This is a genomic window from Microbacterium gilvum (assembly GCF_039543865.1).
GTDB lineage: Bacteria > Actinomycetota > Actinomycetes > Actinomycetales > Microbacteriaceae > Microbacterium > Microbacterium gilvum.
In genome coordinates this window covers 196,518-210,234 of the sequence record NZ_BAABKO010000002.1, presented here as the reverse complement: position 1 = coordinate 210,234, position 13,717 = coordinate 196,518, and the positions used below count along the sequence as shown (strand labels likewise).

The window sequence follows — 13,717 nt, the reverse complement described above, 5'->3', positions numbered from 1 at the left end:
CGCCCCATCCGGAGAATCCCATGGCCTTCCTCACCGCCACGAGCAACATCGCCGTGGACGAACGCGTTTCGCGCACCCCCTGGTACCTCGCCATCCTGCGTCGCCCGGAGCTCGGCGCCCTCATCGGCGCGATCGCGATCTTCATCGTCTTCGCGGTCGCCGACACCACCGGCCAGTTCGCCTCGCTGTCGGGCGCCGCGGGCTGGACCGACTTCGCGGCGCCCGTCGGCATCGTCGCCGTCTTCGTCGCCCTACTCATGATCGGCGGCGAGTTCGACCTCTCCGCCGGCGTCATGGTGGGGACATCCGGGCTGTTCGCCGGGCTCCTCATCACGCAGCTCGGATGGCCCGTCTGGCCGGCGGTCATCGCCACGCTCGTCATGGCGGCCGTAGTCGGGCTCGTCAACGGGCTGCTCGTCGTGCGCACCGCGCTGCCCTCCTTCATCGTCACCCTCGGCACGTTCTTCGTGCTGAAGGGGGCGAACCTCGCCATCACGAAGGGGCTCACGGGCACCGTGCGCGTCTCGGGCATCGAGCAGGGGGCGGGGTTCGACTCCGCCCGCGCGGTCTTCGCCACGACCATCCCGATCGCCGGGGCGACGTTCCAGATCTCGATCGTGTGGTGGATCGTGCTGACCGCCCTCGCGACCGTGCTCCTCACCCGGACCGTGTTCGGCAACTGGATCTTCGCGTCAGGCGGCGACGCCAACGCCGCGCGCAACGCGGGCGTCCCCGTGACGCGGACGAAGATCACGCTGTTCGTCCTGACCTCGATGGCCGCGGCGCTCGTCGGCGTGATGTTCCTGCTCCGACTGCGGGGGATGCAGGCGGGGCAGGGCGTGGGCCAGGAGTTCTACTACATCATCGCCGCGGCCGTCGGCGGATGCCTGCTCACAGGAGGCGCCGGCTCCGCGATCGGGGCCTCGATCGGCGCGCTCATCATGGGCTTCGCCGCCGTCGGCATCCCGTACGCGCTGTGGGACCAGGACTGGGTGTCGACGTTCCTCGGCGTCATCCTCTTCTCCGCCGTGCTCATCAACATCACCATCTCGCGCCGTGCCCAGGGAGGGCGGAAGAAGTGACCGCGACCCAGAACCCGACCCCGGCCCTCGAGCTCGAGGGCACGGGCAAGACCTTCGGCAGCGTCATCGCGCTGCGCGACGTGAGCCTGCGCGTCGACCCCGGCAGCGTCACGTGCGTGCTGGGCGACAACGGCGCCGGCAAGTCGACGCTCATCAAGATCCTCAGCGGCGTGCACAGGCCGACGTCGGGGGAGTTCCGCGTGCAGGGCGAGCCGGTGTCGTTCTCGTCGCCGCGCGACGCCCTCGCCCGCGGCATCGCCACCGTCTTCCAGGACCTCGCGACGGTTCCGCTCATGTCGATCTGGCGCAACTTCTTCCTCGGCAACGAGCCGGTCGCCGGTCCCCGGGCCGCGGGCTTCCTGTCGGTGAGCCAGGCGAAGGAGACGACGAAGAGCGCGCTGCTCGAGATGGGCATCGACCTGCGCGACCCGAACCAGCCGATCGGCACGCTGTCGGGCGGAGAGCGCCAGGCCGTGGCGATCGCCCGCGCCGTGCACTTCGGGGCGAAGGTGCTCATCCTCGACGAGCCGACGAGCGCGCTCGGCGTGCGGCAGTCGGGCATCGTCCTGAAGTACATCCTCGCCGCGCGCGAGCGCGGGGTGGCGGTGGTCTTCATCACCCACAACCCGCACCACGCGTTCATGGTCGGGGACCGCTTCTCGCTGCTCAACCGGGGGCGGATGATCGCCGCGTTCGAGCGGGGCAACGTCGAGCTGGAAGAGCTCATCAGCGCCATGGCGGGCGGAGCCGAGCTCGAATCGCTCGCGCACGAGATCTCCTCCATCCGCCGGTGAACACGCCGGGCGCGGGCGCCGGTCCGCGCCCGGCAGGAAGGCCGTCATGACCCTCGCCCACGTGCACGACCCCGCGCTCGACGCGACGATCGCCGCCCTCGCCGACCGATGCGATCCCGCGCATCCCGAGCCGCTCTCCTCCCAGATCGCACGCGAACTCGAGCGGGCCATCCGCGCGGGCGGGATCGAGGGGCGCACGCTCCTGCCCAGCGAGGCCGAGATGGCCCGCCTGCTCCGCACATCGACCTGGGTGGTGAAGCGGGCCGTCACGCACCTCGTCGGCCGCGGCCTGGCCATCCGCCGCCGGGGGATCGGGACGATCGTGGTCTCGCTGCACGACGACGTCCCCGACGACACGCTCGCCGAGGAGCTGCCACATGAGTCGGGCCTCGCCGCCGACCGCACGGTCGCGATCGACCGCATCGCCGCGACGGCACCCATCGCCACCGCGCTCGTGATCGAGGCGGGGACGATCGTGCAGCGTGCGACGCGCGTGCTGCACGTCGACGGCTCGCCCGTCGCGGTGCTGCAGAGCCACGTGCCCGCCGCGCATCCGCTCGATGCGGAGACGATCGCGCGGGCGGGGCTCTACGCGGTGCTCTCCCGTCGCAACGCCCGGCCGCGCTTCGGCGCGGAGAGCGTCGGCGCGCGCCCTGCGTCGGCGGCGGAGCGCGCGCTGCTCGCGCGGACCGAGGACTGCTGGGTCCTCACGATCGAGCGGACGATGCTCACCGCGGCAGGAGACCCCGTGGAGCACGCCGTGCACGCGTACCTCCCCGAGCACTTCCGGCAGCGCACGCTGCTGCGGTGACGCGAGCCCGGGGCCACGGGCCGGGGGAGAGGTGGAGGGGCTGACGGGAATCGAACCCGCGCTGTCTGCTTGGGAAGCAGAAGTTCTGCCATTGAACTACAGCCCCGTGCGCGTCCGAGACGCGACCTCGCCAGCATAACAGCAGCGGCGAGCAGGGTAGCGTCGGCGGCATGGGGAGAGACGACCGCTACACCGCCACGTGGTCGTCGGTGCCCGAAGGGCATCAGGGGGCGTACGTCATCCCGCCGCTCGACGGGCCGCAGGGCAGGCCGCCTCGCCGACCCGGTGGACGCAGGCGGGGCCTGGGATGGTTCCTCGTCGTCCCGCTCATCGCGGTCGTCGCCGGAGCGCTCGCCCTCGTCGTGATCTCCGTCGTGGCTCCCGCCGGCGAGGAGGAGGGGTTCATCCCCGCATCCTCGCCGCCGCCATCCCCGGCGGGAGCCGCCCCGGAGTCGTTCGCGACGATCGACCGCGACGGGCTCGCGGCCATCCTCGCCGACCCCGCGGCGCACGCGGACGAGGCGTTCACGGCGTATGCCGAGGTGCTGAGCGCCGACGTCCCGGAGCGCGACCTGCCGGCGGGGGCGGCCGCGCACATCATGACGCTCACGGCGGCGCAGCCGGCGACGGCCTACGAGAGCCTCGGCTCCGTGCAGGCGATCGTCGTCGACGCGACGGGCGCCGCGCTCGCGGCGGGCGAGGTGCTCGTCGTCGACGTCGTCGTCGCCGACCCCGCCTCGACGTCGTCGTACTACGCCGACGCGGGGCTCGACCTCGTGCGCCTCGACGCCGTGTCGTTCGCCGAGATCGGCCTGTACGACCTGACACAGGACGTGACGCCGGGCTCGCTCCGCATCGGGGACGGCTCGGCCGTCGCCGACATCGCGGTGCGCAACACGGCGGACGAGCCCATGGAGTTCGCCGTCGACCTCGTCGCGGTCGGCCCCGACGGCGCGGAGGCCGCCTGGACGATCGCGTGGACCCCCGTCATCGCGCCCGGCGAGACCGCCACGGTCGAGGCGGAGCTCGTCGGCGACGTGCCGGATGGCGCCTCCGTCCTGGTCGACGACGTCTCGCGATACGGGCAGTGAGGCGGATGGCCGCAGCCGACTACGCTGGCACCGTGCTGCTCTCGGATCGCGACATCAAGGCCCAGCTCGACGCCGACCGCATCGGGCTCGACCCCCTCGACCTCGCGATGGTGCAGCCCTCCAGTGTGGATGTGCGGCTCGACCGGTACTTCCGCCTCTTCGACAACCACAAGTACCCCTTCATCGACCCGGCAGAGGATCAGCCCGAGCTCACGCGCCTCATCGAGGTGAAACCCGACGAGCCGTTCATCCTCCACCCCGGCGAGTTCGCGCTGGGCGCGACGTTCGAGCAGGTGACGCTGCCCGACGACATCGCCGCGCGTCTCGAGGGCAAATCGTCGCTGGGGCGCCTCGGCCTCATCACGCATTCGACGGCCGGGTTCATCGACCCCGGCTTCACGGGCCACGTCACCCTCGAGCTCGCGAACGTCGCGACCCTGCCGATCAAGCTGTGGCCCGGCATGAAGATCGGCCAGCTCTGCTTCTTCCAGCTCACGTCGGCCGCGGAGAACGCGTACGGCTCCGGCCCCTACGGCAACCGCTACCAGGGGCAGCGCGGCCCGACCGCCTCCCGCTCGTTCCAGAACTTCCACCGCACCGACGTGTCGGTGACGGAAGCCGGGTCGACAGGGGCCTGACCCGTCACACCCCGCGCAGCGCCTCCGACAGGATGGTCGAGGCGCCGGAGAGTCGCTGGCCCCCGTCGGCGGAGATCTCGGCCCCCGTGACGTAGGCGGCGGCATCCGACAGCAGGAACGCGACGACCTGCGCGACCTCCTCGGCCTCGCCTGCGCGGCCGAGCGGCGCGAGGCGCATGTTCGCGTCGGCGAAGGCCGCGGGAGCGGAGGCGGTCATCTCGGTGCGGATGAACCCGGGGTGCACGATGTTGACGCGGATGCCCCTCGGGCCGAGCTCGGTGACGCACGAGTGGGTGAGGCCGCGCAGCGCCCACTTGCTCGTCGTGTAGGCCGCCGTGTAGTGACCGGACACGGCGGCGGCGGACCCGATGTTGACGATCGACGAGCCTGCGCCCATGAGTGGCAGCAGCGCCTGGATGCCGAGCATCGCCCCCGTCACGTTGATCGCGAGCACCCGATCCCACTCGGCGCGGTCGACCGCGCCGATGCGCACGCGGTGCGTGACTCCGGCGTTGTTGACGAGGCCCTTGACGGCCCTGCCCTCGAGAGCCCCCGCGAGCTCGGCCCAGTCCCGCTCCGACGCGACGTCGAGGCGCCGGTAGGTCACGCTGCCGGGCAGTCCGTTCGCGGCGTCGAGCAGGTCCGTCGCGCGGTCGCGGATGTCCGTCGCCACGACGTGCGCGCCGGCGCCGGCGAGCAGCAGCGCCTCTGCGGCGCCCTGGCCGCCCGCCGCGCCCGTCACGACCACCGTCTCTCCATCGAGTCCGGAGAAGCTCATGCCACGACGCTACGGACCGGGCGGCGCGAGGGGAACCCGACGCCGTCGATGCAGGGCATCGGCGCCGTCGATGCTCAGAGCATCCGCAGCCGCACCGCGGCCATCCCGAGTGCGGCGATCGACTCCCCGTCCGTGATCCGCCCGTCCACGGTCATCCGCAGCGCCTCGTCGAGCGGCACCCACTGCGACGACGTGATGCCCTCCTCCGCCTGATGGGGCGCGGCGTCGGCGGCGGCCCGCAGTCCGCGCGCGATGAACACCGTCTCCGGCGCGACGCAGATGCCGTTGAGCGCGTTCATGCGCCCGACCTCGATCCACTCGTCGGCCTCGAACCCCGACTCCTCGCGCAGCTCGCGCCGCGCGGCGACCTCGGCGGGCTCGCCGTCGCTGCCGCCCGCGACGACCTCCCACGACGGGCCGACGGTGTAGCGGTCGACCTCGACGAGCAGCACGCGGTCGTCGGGGTCGAGCGCCACGACGAACACGGCGGGATGCCGCAGCTCGACGACGCCGTAGACGCCCTCGCCGCCGTCGGGGCGCCCGACGGCATCCTCGCGCACGCGGATCCACGGGTTCTCGTACACGGTGCGGGAGCTGCGCGTCGACCAGGCCATGCCCGCCAGCGTAGTTCGGCCAGAATGGATGACCGTGGCATCACTGGGCGACCTCATCGCACCGCGGCGCATGGGCCCGGGGTTCCGCTGGCTGCTCGCCTCGGCCTGGACGAGCAACGTCGGCGACGGCATCGCCCTCGCCGCGGGCCCGCTGCTCGTCGCCTCGCAGACCGACGCGCCCCTGCTCGTCGCCCTCGCGGCCATGCTGCAGTACCTGCCCTGGCTGCTGTTCGGCCTGCACGCCGGCGCGATCGCCGACCGCTTCGACCGCCGCCGACTCGTCATGGCCGCGAACGGCGTGCGCGCCGTCGTCGTCGGCGTGCTGTGCGTCTTCATCGCCACGGGGACGGTGTCGATCGCGGTCGTGCTCGCGGTCATGTTCCTCTACGGCGTCGCCGAGGTGTTCGCCGACTCGGCGTCGAGCACGGTGCTGCCGATGATCGTGTCGCCGGACGACCTCGGACTCGCCAACGCGCGCATGCAGGGCGGCTACCTCGTCGCGAACCAGTTCGCGGGCCCGCCCCTCGGAGCCTTCCTCTTCGCCGCCGGCATGGTCTGGCCCTTCGCGGCGCAGGTCGTGTGCGTCTCCCTCGCCGTCGTCCTCGTCTCGCGCATCGCGCTGCCGCCCTTGCCGCCGCGCGACGGCGGCCATCCTCCCGTGCGCCACGACATCGCAGACGGCCTGCGGTGGATCCTCCGCAACCCGCCCATGCGCACGCTCGCGCTCGTCATCCTCGTCTTCAACATCACGTGGGCGGCGCCGTGGGGCGTGCTCGTGCTCTACGCCACCGACCACCTCGACATGGGGCCGGTCGGCTACGGCGCGCTCACGACGGCCTCGGCCCTCGGCGGCATCGCCGCCACGTTCGCATTCGGATGGCTCGAGCGGCGCGTCTCGTTCGCGACGCTCATGCGCGTGTGCCTGTCGCTCGAGGTGCTCATGCACCTCGCCTTCGCCCTGACGACCGAGGGATGGGTCGCGCTCGTCATCATGGCGGGCTTCGGCGCGTACGCGTTCGTGTGGCACACGATCTCGACGACGGTGCGCCAGCGCGTCGTCCCGACCGCTCTGCAGGGCCGCGTCGGCTCGCTCAACATGGTGTGCGTCTTCGGCGGGATGGTCGTCGGCCAGGTGCTCGGCGGCGCCATCGCGCAGCTGTGGGGCCTCACCGCGCCGTGGTGGTTCGCGTTCGCGGGCGCCGGGATCACCCTGCTGCTCGTCTGGCGTCAGCTCGGCCACATCGCCGCGGCGAAGCCCGCCGCCGCGTAGCCCGCCGCCGCGTAGCCGTCAGGCGATCGCGGTGCCGCGCTCGCCGGCGAGCTCTTCGAAGACCTCGGTGTTGAACCGGTAGGCGAGCAGCACCTCGTCGATCACGCGCTCCTTCTCGGCGTCGTCCCACGGAGCCGCGTCGAGCTCGTGGCGGTACACGTCCTTGAACGCCGCCGGGTCGGCGATGTCGCCGAAGAGGTAGAACCCGATGCCGTTGGTCTCGAACCCGAACTGCCGCCGGATGACCCGCCCGATGTGCAGCCCGCCCGAGAGGTCGCCGAGATAGCGCGTGTAGTGGTGCGCAACGAACCCCCCGGCCCACGTCGCGCCGACCTGCTCGATGCGCGCGACGTAGCGCGCCGTCGCGGGGAGCGGCGCGATCCGCTCGCGCCATCCGCCGCCGAGCAGGAAGGCGAGGTCGGCCTCGAGAGCGGGCAGCCGCGTGAGCTTGTCGCTGATGAAGCGCGCGGCGACCGGCTCGTCGCGCATGCGCTCGGTCGCGGCCTCGAGGGCGGAGTAGATGAAGTAGTGCTGCGCGACGAGCGAGATGTAGTCGTCGCGCGTGCGCTCGCCGCGCAGGAGAGACGACATGAAGCCGGCGCCCTCGCTCGACGAGTGCGCGGCCTGCGAGCGCGTGCGGATGGCGGCGGAGAGGGGGATCACGTTCGTCATGATGGCGGTCTTCCGGGCTCGGGGGAAGGGATCGGGGGAGGAGGGGTCAGTGCGGCCGGGGCTCGAGGCCGAGCGCGGCGCAGGCGCCGTCGTAGAGCGCCACGACCTCGCGTCGCACGGCCGGTCGGTCGTCGATCGCGCCGCCGGGCCACGGGACGCGGACGGTCGACGTGGTGCCGTCGGCCGCCGTCGCCTCCCACTCGCCGCCGTCGCCGTCGAACCGGGTCATGACAGCCGATGCCGCCGCAGGGTCGGCGAAGGCGCGGACGATCAGGAGGTTGTCGTCGGTGTGGTCGCCGTTCATGTGCCGGAGCACCGCCGCGACCACCTCGTCGGGGAAGACGTGGGTCATGAAGGTAAGGCTAGCCTTGCTACGCTGATGTTTCGTACTTAGGTATCCCTTACCCACCTGAGAGTCCTCCATGCGTCCCCGTTCCCTCCGCCGCGGCATCGCGGCCACCCTCCTCGTCGCGATCGCCGCCGTGCTGTCGGCCTGCACCGCCGAGGGCGGCGCGACGGCCGCAGCGGGAGCCGCGACACCCCGCCTCGACACGGTCGAGGTCGCCGCCGACCCCCACGCGCTCACCGGCCCCAGCACCGCCGTGTCGGCCGCCTCCGCGATCGACCCCGTGACCGACGGCGCCCAGACGCTGCCCGTCTCCGTCGTCGACAACCAGGGCACGCAGGTGACGGTGACCGACACGAGCCGCATCCTCACCCTCGACATCTACGGATCGCTCTCGCGCATCGTCTTCGAGCTCGGCCTCGGCGACAGCGTCGTCGGCCGCGACGTGTCGAGCGCGTTCCCCGAGATCTCCGACCGGCCCGTCGTCACCGAGAACGGCCACGACCTGAACGCGGAGGCCATCCTCGAGCTCGCCCCCACCGTCATCCTCACCGACACGAGCCTCGGCCCGTGGGACGTCATCCTGCAGATGCGCGACGCCGGCATCCCCGTCGTCGTCTTCGACTCCGCGCGGTCGACGGAGAACGTCGACGACCTCATCGGCGCCGTCGCGGCCGCCCTCGGCGTGACCGAGCGAGGCGAGGTGCTCGCGGCGCGCACGCAGGAGCGGATCGATGAGAAGATCGCCGAGGTCGCCGCCGTCGCGCCGCAGGACGACGCCGACAAGCTGCGGATGGTCTTCCTCTACGTGCGCGGCAATGCGGGCGTCTACTACCTCTTCGGAGAGGGATCGGGCGCGCAGTCGCTCATCGACGCGCTGGGCGGCCACGACGTCGCGGCCGAGATCGGCTGGGAGGGTATGAAGCCCGTCACCGACGAGGGCATCATCGCCGCGGCACCCGAGCTCGTGCTCGTCATGACGAAGGGCATCGAGTCGGCCGGCGGCGTCGACGGCCTCCTCGAGCAGCTGCCCGCGCTCGCGCAGACGCCCGCCGGGGAGAACCGCCGGTTCGTCGACATGGACGACACGGAGATCCTCAGCTTCGGGCCCGCCACGGCCGACGTCCTCGACGCGCTCGCCGTCGCCGTGTACGCCCCCGACGAGGCGCGTTGAGCACCGTGGTCGTCGCCGAGCCCGCCGTCCTCGTGGGCGATGCGGGCGACGCGCGCCAGAACGCGCGCGGCGGCCGGTCGCGCACCGTGCGCATCGCGACGTTCGCGGCGCTCGTCGCGGCCCTCGTCATCCTGCTCGTCGTGTCGGCGGGCACGGGACAGCTCCGCATCCCCCCGGGAGAGGTCGTCGGCTCGCTCGTGGGCCACTGGAACGCAACCGTCCGGGGCGCGGGCGCCGGATGGCTCAGCCTCCCCGCACTGCCCGGCCCGGTTCATCCGCAGGGTGACGCGACGCTCTGGGCCGTCCGCTTCCCCCGCGTGGTCCTCGCGGGGCTCGTCGGTGCGGGCCTCGCCATCTCCGGAGCCGTCATGCAGGGCGTCTTCGGCAACCCGCTCGCCGAACCCGCCGTGGTCGGGGTGTCGAGCGGCGCCGCCATCGGCGCGTGCCTCGTCATCGTCTTCGGCTTCTCGTTCCTCGGGAGCTTCACGGCGCTCGCGTTCGCCTTCGCCACGGGCGTCCTCACGACCCTCCTCGTCTACCTGTCGTCGCGCTCGGGCGGGCGCACCGAGGTGGTCACGATCGTGCTCACGGGTGTCGCGGTCAACGCGCTCGGCGGTGCGGTCATCGCGCTCCTCGTGTTCCTCGGCGACACGCAGCAGCGCGAGCAGATCGTGTTCTGGCAGATGGGATCGCTCAACGGGACCCGCTGGCAGGACGTGGCCGTCGCCGCGCCCTTCCTCGTCCTCGGCACGGCGGCATGCCTGCTGCTGGCGCGGCGGCTCGACCTCCTCGCCCTCGGCGAGCGCCAGGCGCGCCACCTCGGGGTCGACGTCGAGCGCCTGCGGATGACCGCCATCGCGCTCGTGGCGCTCCTCACGGCGGTCGGCGTGGCGACCTGCGGGATCATCGCGTTCGTCGGCCTCGTCGTCCCGCACGTCTTCCGGATGATCCTCGGTCCCGGTCACCGGCTCCTGCTGCCCGCGAGCGCGCTCGGCGGCGCCGTGCTGCTGAGCGCAGCCGATCTCGCCGCGCGCACGCTCGTGCCCTACGCCGAGCTGCCGATCGGGATGATCACGGCGCTCGTGGGCGGACCGTTCTTCTTCTGGCTGCTCCGACGCGCGCGACGGAGGTCGGGGGGATGGGCATGACCGCGCTCATCGAGGCCCGCGGGCTGCGCGTGCGTCTCGGCGGGCGCCTGCTGCTCGACGGAGTCGACATCGACCTGCGCCGCGGCGAGGTGCTCGTGCTCGTGGGCCCCAACGGCGCCGGCAAGTCGACGCTCCTCGCCGCGCTCGTCGGCGACATCCCCCTCGACGGCGGCGACGTGCGGCTGCTCGGCGAGCCGATCGCCCGCACCGGCCGGCGGGATCTCGCCCGCACGAGGGCCGTGCTGCTGCAGGCGAACGAGGTGTCGTTCCCCTTCACCGTGTCGGAGGTCGTCGAGATGGGGCGTACGCCGTGGCGCGGCCATCCCCTCGAGGCCGACGACGACGTCGTGATCGCGGCGTCCCTTGCCGATGCCGAGGTCGAGCACCTCGCGGCGCGGCGCACGACGGAGCTGTCGGGCGGGGAGCGGTCGCGGGCGGCCCTGGCGCGCACGCTCGCACAGGCGGCGCCCGTGCTCGTGCTCGACGAGCCGACGGCGGCCCTCGACATCCGGCACCAGGAGCGCGTGCTGCTGCGCGCCAGGGCGCATGCCTCGGCGGGAGGGGCGGCGCTCATCGTGCTGCACGACCTCAACCTCGCCGCCGCGCACGCCGACCGCATCGCCGTTCTCCACGACGGTCGGCTGCGGGTGGTCGACAGCCCCGCCCGCGCGCTCGACGCGAGTCTCCTCACCGAGGTCTACGGCCATCCCGTGCGCGTCATCGCGCCGTTCCCCGGCGAGCCCCCGCTCGTCGTCCCCGACCGCAGCGCGGCGCCCGCCGCTCTCGCCGACGTCGTCCGCACGGGCATCGCGCACGTGCTCCCACCCGAAGGGACCGCCTCATGACCATCCAGGCAACAGCGACCCCCCGCCGCACCGTCCGCCGGGTCCGCACCGCGGCGGCGGTGCTCCTCGCCCTCGGGGCGGCGCTCCTCGCGCCCGCGACGGCGGCGCACGCGGCCGCCGGCGTCTCCGTGACGAGCTCGCTCGGCGACGGGCGCGTCGATGCCGAGTACGCGACGTCGATCACGGTGACGGGCTCGGGCTTCCAGTCCGTGCAGGGCGGGTTCGGCGGCATCTACGTGCTCTTCGGATGGGTCGACCAGTCGGGGTGGAAGCCCAGCGAGGGCGGCGTCGTCGGCGACGACTACCTCTACATCCCCGACAGCGAGGCCAAGGACAATCAGGGGTACCAGCGCTTCGTGTCCTTTCCCGGCAGCGAGACCGAGGCGTCGGCGCAGGCCGTCATCGACGCGTCCGGCTCGTGGTCGGTGCAGATGACCGTCCCCGGTCCGCAGTTCCAGGCACTCGACCGCAGCGGCAACGCCACGACGGTCGACTGCCTGTCGGTGCAGTGCGGCGTCATCACGTTCGGTGCTCATGGTGTGAAGAACGCCGCCAACGAGACCTTCACGCCCGTCGAGTTCGTCGTGCCGGAGGCGGGAGCGGAAGCACCGGCGACCGGGGCGGCAACGGGATCCGACGCGTCGGCCGCCTCGGGAGATGCCGCCGACTCCGCAGACGCCGCCGCGGGGGCGACGGTGCAGGATGCCGTCGCGATCGGCGATCTCCGCCTCGGGATGTCGACCGCGACGCTGACGGCTGGCGACGTGCTCTCCTTCACGGCACGCGGCTTCGCGGCCGGCGAGCAGGTCGTCGCGAGCCTCGACGGCGGCGTCTCGGCCGTCGGGCCCCTCGCCGCGGGATCGGCGGGCGAGGTCGCCGGGGTGCTGCAGCTGCCGGCGGACCTCGCGGCGGGCACGCACCTCGTCACCGTGACGGGGGCGGCGACGGAGGGCGTCGTCGAGGCCGAGATCACCGTCGCGGCGAACGCCGTCGCCGGCGCCGCCGCCGCGACCGAGAGCGGAGCGCCCGCCTGGGTCATCACCGTCATGCTCGTGGCCGTCGCCCTCGCGGCCGTCCTGGTCGTCGCCAACATCGTCACCGCGATCGTGCGCGCCGCGAGAACGCGCCGAGCCCGCACGGAGGTGGCGGCGTGAGGGCCGTCGCGGCCGCGGGCATCGTGCTCGGCCTGCTCGTCGCGCCGCTCGCGGGCATCGCAGCGGCGTCGGCGGAGGATGGCGACGGCTCCGACCTCACCGTCACCATTCCCGACGCCGCATCCGGTGGCGGACACGCGGGCGAGGGGGAGATCGCGAACGCCGAGCTGCGCTGGGGAGTGAGCGACGAGGCGAACAGCGGCGCGTTCGCCGGGGGATGCAACTTCCTCTCCGCCGGTGTCGCCGGCGATGCGGGCGGAGCCCGCGAGTGGACGGCCGCCGACGGCTTCTACGCATCGGAGAGCGGCAACGTCTCGATCGTGAAGGCGACGTCCACGGGTGGATGGGCGCCGGCGACCTGGGAGACGAAGTGCCTGGACCGCGACGGGGTGCCCGTCTCGTCGACCTCGCTCACGAGCAGGTCGGAATCGCAGGTCATCGTCTCAGGCGGTGTAGGGGAGGCCTCCGCCGAGGGCGTGGAAATCCAGTGGACGGGTTCGTTCACCGTCGCGTTCTACGGCGGGATGTCGTACTGGAGCGCGAGCGACCCGAGGCTCGTCATGGATGCCGACGGCGACGGCGTCGTGACGGCGGACCTCAGCGGCTTCGCGAGTTCGCGAGACGACATGTCGAAGTGGGCGCCGATCTCGGCCGACGACGTCGTGATCGCGGAGATCCGCGGCGCCGAGCTCTCCTCGGGCGGCTTCGCGGAGGTGCCCGTCTATGTCGGCGTGGAGGCCGCCATCGACGGCCAGGCGGCCAAGACCCTCGACAACGCGGAGTACTGGGGCGCGTTCCCGGCGACGTTCCTGCAGTTCCAGGAGCGACTCGGGCAGGCGGGCTACTGGATGACGACGAACGGGCAGCGCGACAGCGTCAAGCCGCCCACGACGCTCTACGTCAGCTACGACGCCGCCGTCCCGGTGTCGTCGGACCCGCCCGCGCAGTCGCCCGCGCAGGGCACGGGGCAGGTGCTGCAGCCGAGCCTCGGAGCGCGCACGACCACGGCGGCGCCCGCGGCGCCCACCGCAGCGGCACCCGTCACGACCACGACGGCTGCGGCCGCTGCGGCGCCGACCGCTGCGACGGCGAGCCTCGTCCGGACGGATGGCACCGGGCTCATCCCCGACGCCGGCGACTGGTTCTCTCGCTTCTCCCTCCCGGGGCTCGTCGCGATGCTCGCGGGTCTCGTCGCGGCGCTCGCCGCCATGCACCTCGCAGGGATCCCGATCCTCCCCTGGATGAGGCCGCATCCGCGACTTGTAAGGTGAGGCTCGCCTAAGTTAGGTTTACCTTGGTT

15 protein-coding genes and 1 tRNA gene are annotated in these 13,717 nt (G+C 72.7%); 11 read left to right on the top strand and 5 right to left on the bottom strand.

The features are described 5' to 3' along the window. The first annotated feature begins 20 nt into the window (after nucleotides 1-20). Genes ABD998_RS06785 through ABD998_RS06775 form a run of 3 tightly spaced genes read left to right on the top strand, consistent with a single transcriptional unit; the run spans nucleotide 21 to nucleotide 2,687 of the window. Nucleotides 21-1,082 carry an ABC transporter permease gene (locus tag ABD998_RS06785; RefSeq protein WP_345437331.1) on the top strand — a complete coding sequence of 354 codons (1,062 nt, stop codon included), beginning with the start codon at nucleotides 21-23 and terminating at the stop codon, nucleotides 1,080-1,082. Then, the gene (locus ABD998_RS06780; RefSeq protein ID WP_345437329.1) at nucleotides 1,079-1,876 is read left to right on the top strand and encodes an ATP-binding cassette domain-containing protein; all 798 of its coding nucleotides are present in this window, start codon (nucleotides 1,079-1,081) and stop codon (nucleotides 1,874-1,876) included. The genes ABD998_RS06785 and ABD998_RS06780 overlap by 4 nt, the downstream gene beginning before the upstream one ends. Before the next feature lie 46 nt (nucleotides 1,877-1,922). Next, nucleotides 1,923-2,687 carry a GntR family transcriptional regulator gene (locus tag ABD998_RS06775; protein WP_345437327.1) on the top strand — a complete coding sequence of 255 codons (765 nt, stop codon included), beginning with the start codon at nucleotides 1,923-1,925 and terminating at the stop codon, nucleotides 2,685-2,687. Between the two features lie 32 nt (nucleotides 2,688-2,719). Here ABD998_RS06775 and ABD998_RS06770 read toward each other — a convergent pair. Next, nucleotides 2,720-2,793, bottom strand: a tRNA-Gly gene (locus ABD998_RS06770). 64 nt (nucleotides 2,794-2,857) lie between these two features. Here ABD998_RS06770 and ABD998_RS06765 point away from each other — a divergent pair. Both ABD998_RS06765 and dcd read left to right on the top strand, forming a co-directional pair. Next, nucleotides 2,858-3,778: a hypothetical protein gene (locus ABD998_RS06765; protein WP_345437325.1), complete on the top strand. Its 921-nt coding sequence runs from the start codon at nucleotides 2,858-2,860 to the stop codon at nucleotides 3,776-3,778. A gap of 32 nt (nucleotides 3,779-3,810) precedes the next feature. Continuing rightward, nucleotides 3,811-4,416 carry a dCTP deaminase gene (gene dcd, locus ABD998_RS06760; RefSeq protein WP_345438250.1) on the top strand — a complete coding sequence of 202 codons (606 nt, stop codon included), beginning with the start codon at nucleotides 3,811-3,813 and terminating at the stop codon, nucleotides 4,414-4,416. Nucleotides 4,417-4,420: 4 nt separating this feature from the next. Here the strand turns inward: dcd and ABD998_RS06755 are convergent, their stop codons facing one another. Together ABD998_RS06755 and ABD998_RS06750 are read right to left on the bottom strand one after the other, a co-directional pair. Continuing rightward, nucleotides 4,421-5,194, bottom strand: a complete 774-nt coding sequence (locus tag ABD998_RS06755; protein ID WP_345437323.1) for an SDR family NAD(P)-dependent oxidoreductase — start codon at nucleotides 5,192-5,194, stop codon at nucleotides 4,421-4,423. Nucleotides 5,195-5,268: 74 nt separating this feature from the next. Continuing rightward, nucleotides 5,269-5,808 carry an NUDIX hydrolase gene (locus ABD998_RS06750; protein WP_345437321.1) on the bottom strand — a complete coding sequence of 180 codons (540 nt, stop codon included), beginning with the start codon at nucleotides 5,806-5,808 and terminating at the stop codon, nucleotides 5,269-5,271. 28 nt (nucleotides 5,809-5,836) lie between these two features. On the opposite strand from ABD998_RS06750, the gene ABD998_RS06745 reads away from it, so the two are divergent. Then, on the top strand, nucleotides 5,837-7,078 hold the full coding sequence (locus tag ABD998_RS06745) for an MFS transporter (protein ID WP_345437319.1): 1,242 nt from the start codon (nucleotides 5,837-5,839) through the stop codon (nucleotides 7,076-7,078). A gap of 18 nt (nucleotides 7,079-7,096) precedes the next feature. Here the strand turns inward: ABD998_RS06745 and ABD998_RS06740 are convergent, their stop codons facing one another. Next, nucleotides 7,097-7,750 carry a biliverdin-producing heme oxygenase gene (locus ABD998_RS06740; RefSeq protein ID WP_345437317.1) on the bottom strand — a complete coding sequence of 218 codons (654 nt, stop codon included), beginning with the start codon at nucleotides 7,748-7,750 and terminating at the stop codon, nucleotides 7,097-7,099. Nucleotides 7,751-7,796: 46 nt separating this feature from the next. Next, nucleotides 7,797-8,102 (bottom strand): DUF2470 domain-containing protein, encoded by a 306-nt coding sequence (locus tag ABD998_RS06735; RefSeq protein ID WP_345437315.1) that lies wholly within the window; start codon nucleotides 8,100-8,102, stop codon nucleotides 7,797-7,799. Between the two features lie 70 nt (nucleotides 8,103-8,172). Here ABD998_RS06735 and ABD998_RS06730 point away from each other — a divergent pair, with 70 nt between their 5' ends. The 5 genes from ABD998_RS06730 to ABD998_RS06710 all read left to right on the top strand — a co-directional run bounded on the left by ABD998_RS06730 (nucleotide 8,173) and on the right by ABD998_RS06710 (nucleotide 13,688). Then, nucleotides 8,173-9,270 (top strand): heme/hemin ABC transporter substrate-binding protein, encoded by a 1,098-nt coding sequence (locus tag ABD998_RS06730; RefSeq protein ID WP_345437313.1) that lies wholly within the window; start codon nucleotides 8,173-8,175, stop codon nucleotides 9,268-9,270. 92 nt (nucleotides 9,271-9,362) lie between these two features. Further along, on the top strand, nucleotides 9,363-10,418 hold the full coding sequence (locus tag ABD998_RS06725; protein WP_425562957.1) for a FecCD family ABC transporter permease: 1,056 nt from the start codon (nucleotides 9,363-9,365) through the stop codon (nucleotides 10,416-10,418). Next, the gene (locus tag ABD998_RS06720; RefSeq protein WP_345437311.1) at nucleotides 10,415-11,263 is read left to right on the top strand and encodes a heme ABC transporter ATP-binding protein; all 849 of its coding nucleotides are present in this window, start codon (nucleotides 10,415-10,417) and stop codon (nucleotides 11,261-11,263) included. The genes ABD998_RS06725 and ABD998_RS06720 overlap by 4 nt, the downstream gene beginning before the upstream one ends. Further along, nucleotides 11,260-12,417 (top strand): hypothetical protein, encoded by a 1,158-nt coding sequence (locus ABD998_RS06715; RefSeq protein WP_345437309.1) that lies wholly within the window; start codon nucleotides 11,260-11,262, stop codon nucleotides 12,415-12,417. The genes ABD998_RS06720 and ABD998_RS06715 overlap by 4 nt, the downstream gene beginning before the upstream one ends. Then, complete coding sequence (locus ABD998_RS06710) at nucleotides 12,414-13,688, top strand: hypothetical protein (RefSeq protein ID WP_345437307.1); 1,275 nt, start codon at nucleotides 12,414-12,416, stop codon at nucleotides 13,686-13,688. Before ABD998_RS06715 ends, ABD998_RS06710 begins: the two co-directional genes overlap by 4 nt. Nucleotides 13,689-13,717 lie beyond the last annotated feature (29 nt).

Bases quoted from the DNA above. Each gene is read 5' to 3' on its own strand.
- ABD998_RS06785 (WP_345437331.1), top strand. From the start codon at position 21: ATGGCCTTCCTCACCGCCACGAGCAACATCGCCGTGGACGAACGCGTT.
- ABD998_RS06775 (WP_345437327.1), top strand. From the start codon at position 1,923: ATGACCCTCGCCCACGTGCACGACCCCGCGCTCGACGCGACGATCGCC.
- ABD998_RS06765 (WP_345437325.1), top strand. From the start codon at position 2,858: ATGGGGAGAGACGACCGCTACACCGCCACGTGGTCGTCGGTGCCCGAA.
- ABD998_RS06755 (WP_345437323.1), bottom strand. From the start codon at position 5,194: ATGAGCTTCTCCGGACTCGATGGAGAGACGGTGGTCGTGACGGGCGCG.
- ABD998_RS06750 (WP_345437321.1), bottom strand. From the start codon at position 5,808: ATGGCCTGGTCGACGCGCAGCTCCCGCACCGTGTACGAGAACCCGTGG.
- ABD998_RS06745 (WP_345437319.1), top strand. From the start codon at position 5,837: ATGACCGTGGCATCACTGGGCGACCTCATCGCACCGCGGCGCATGGGC.
- ABD998_RS06740 (WP_345437317.1), bottom strand. From the start codon at position 7,750: ATGACGAACGTGATCCCCCTCTCCGCCGCCATCCGCACGCGCTCGCAG.
- ABD998_RS06735 (WP_345437315.1), bottom strand. From the start codon at position 8,102: ATGACCCACGTCTTCCCCGACGAGGTGGTCGCGGCGGTGCTCCGGCAC.
- ABD998_RS06730 (WP_345437313.1), top strand. From the start codon at position 8,173: ATGCGTCCCCGTTCCCTCCGCCGCGGCATCGCGGCCACCCTCCTCGTC.
- ABD998_RS06720 (WP_345437311.1), top strand. From the start codon at position 10,415: ATGACCGCGCTCATCGAGGCCCGCGGGCTGCGCGTGCGTCTCGGCGGG.
- ABD998_RS06715 (WP_345437309.1), top strand. From the start codon at position 11,260: ATGACCATCCAGGCAACAGCGACCCCCCGCCGCACCGTCCGCCGGGTC.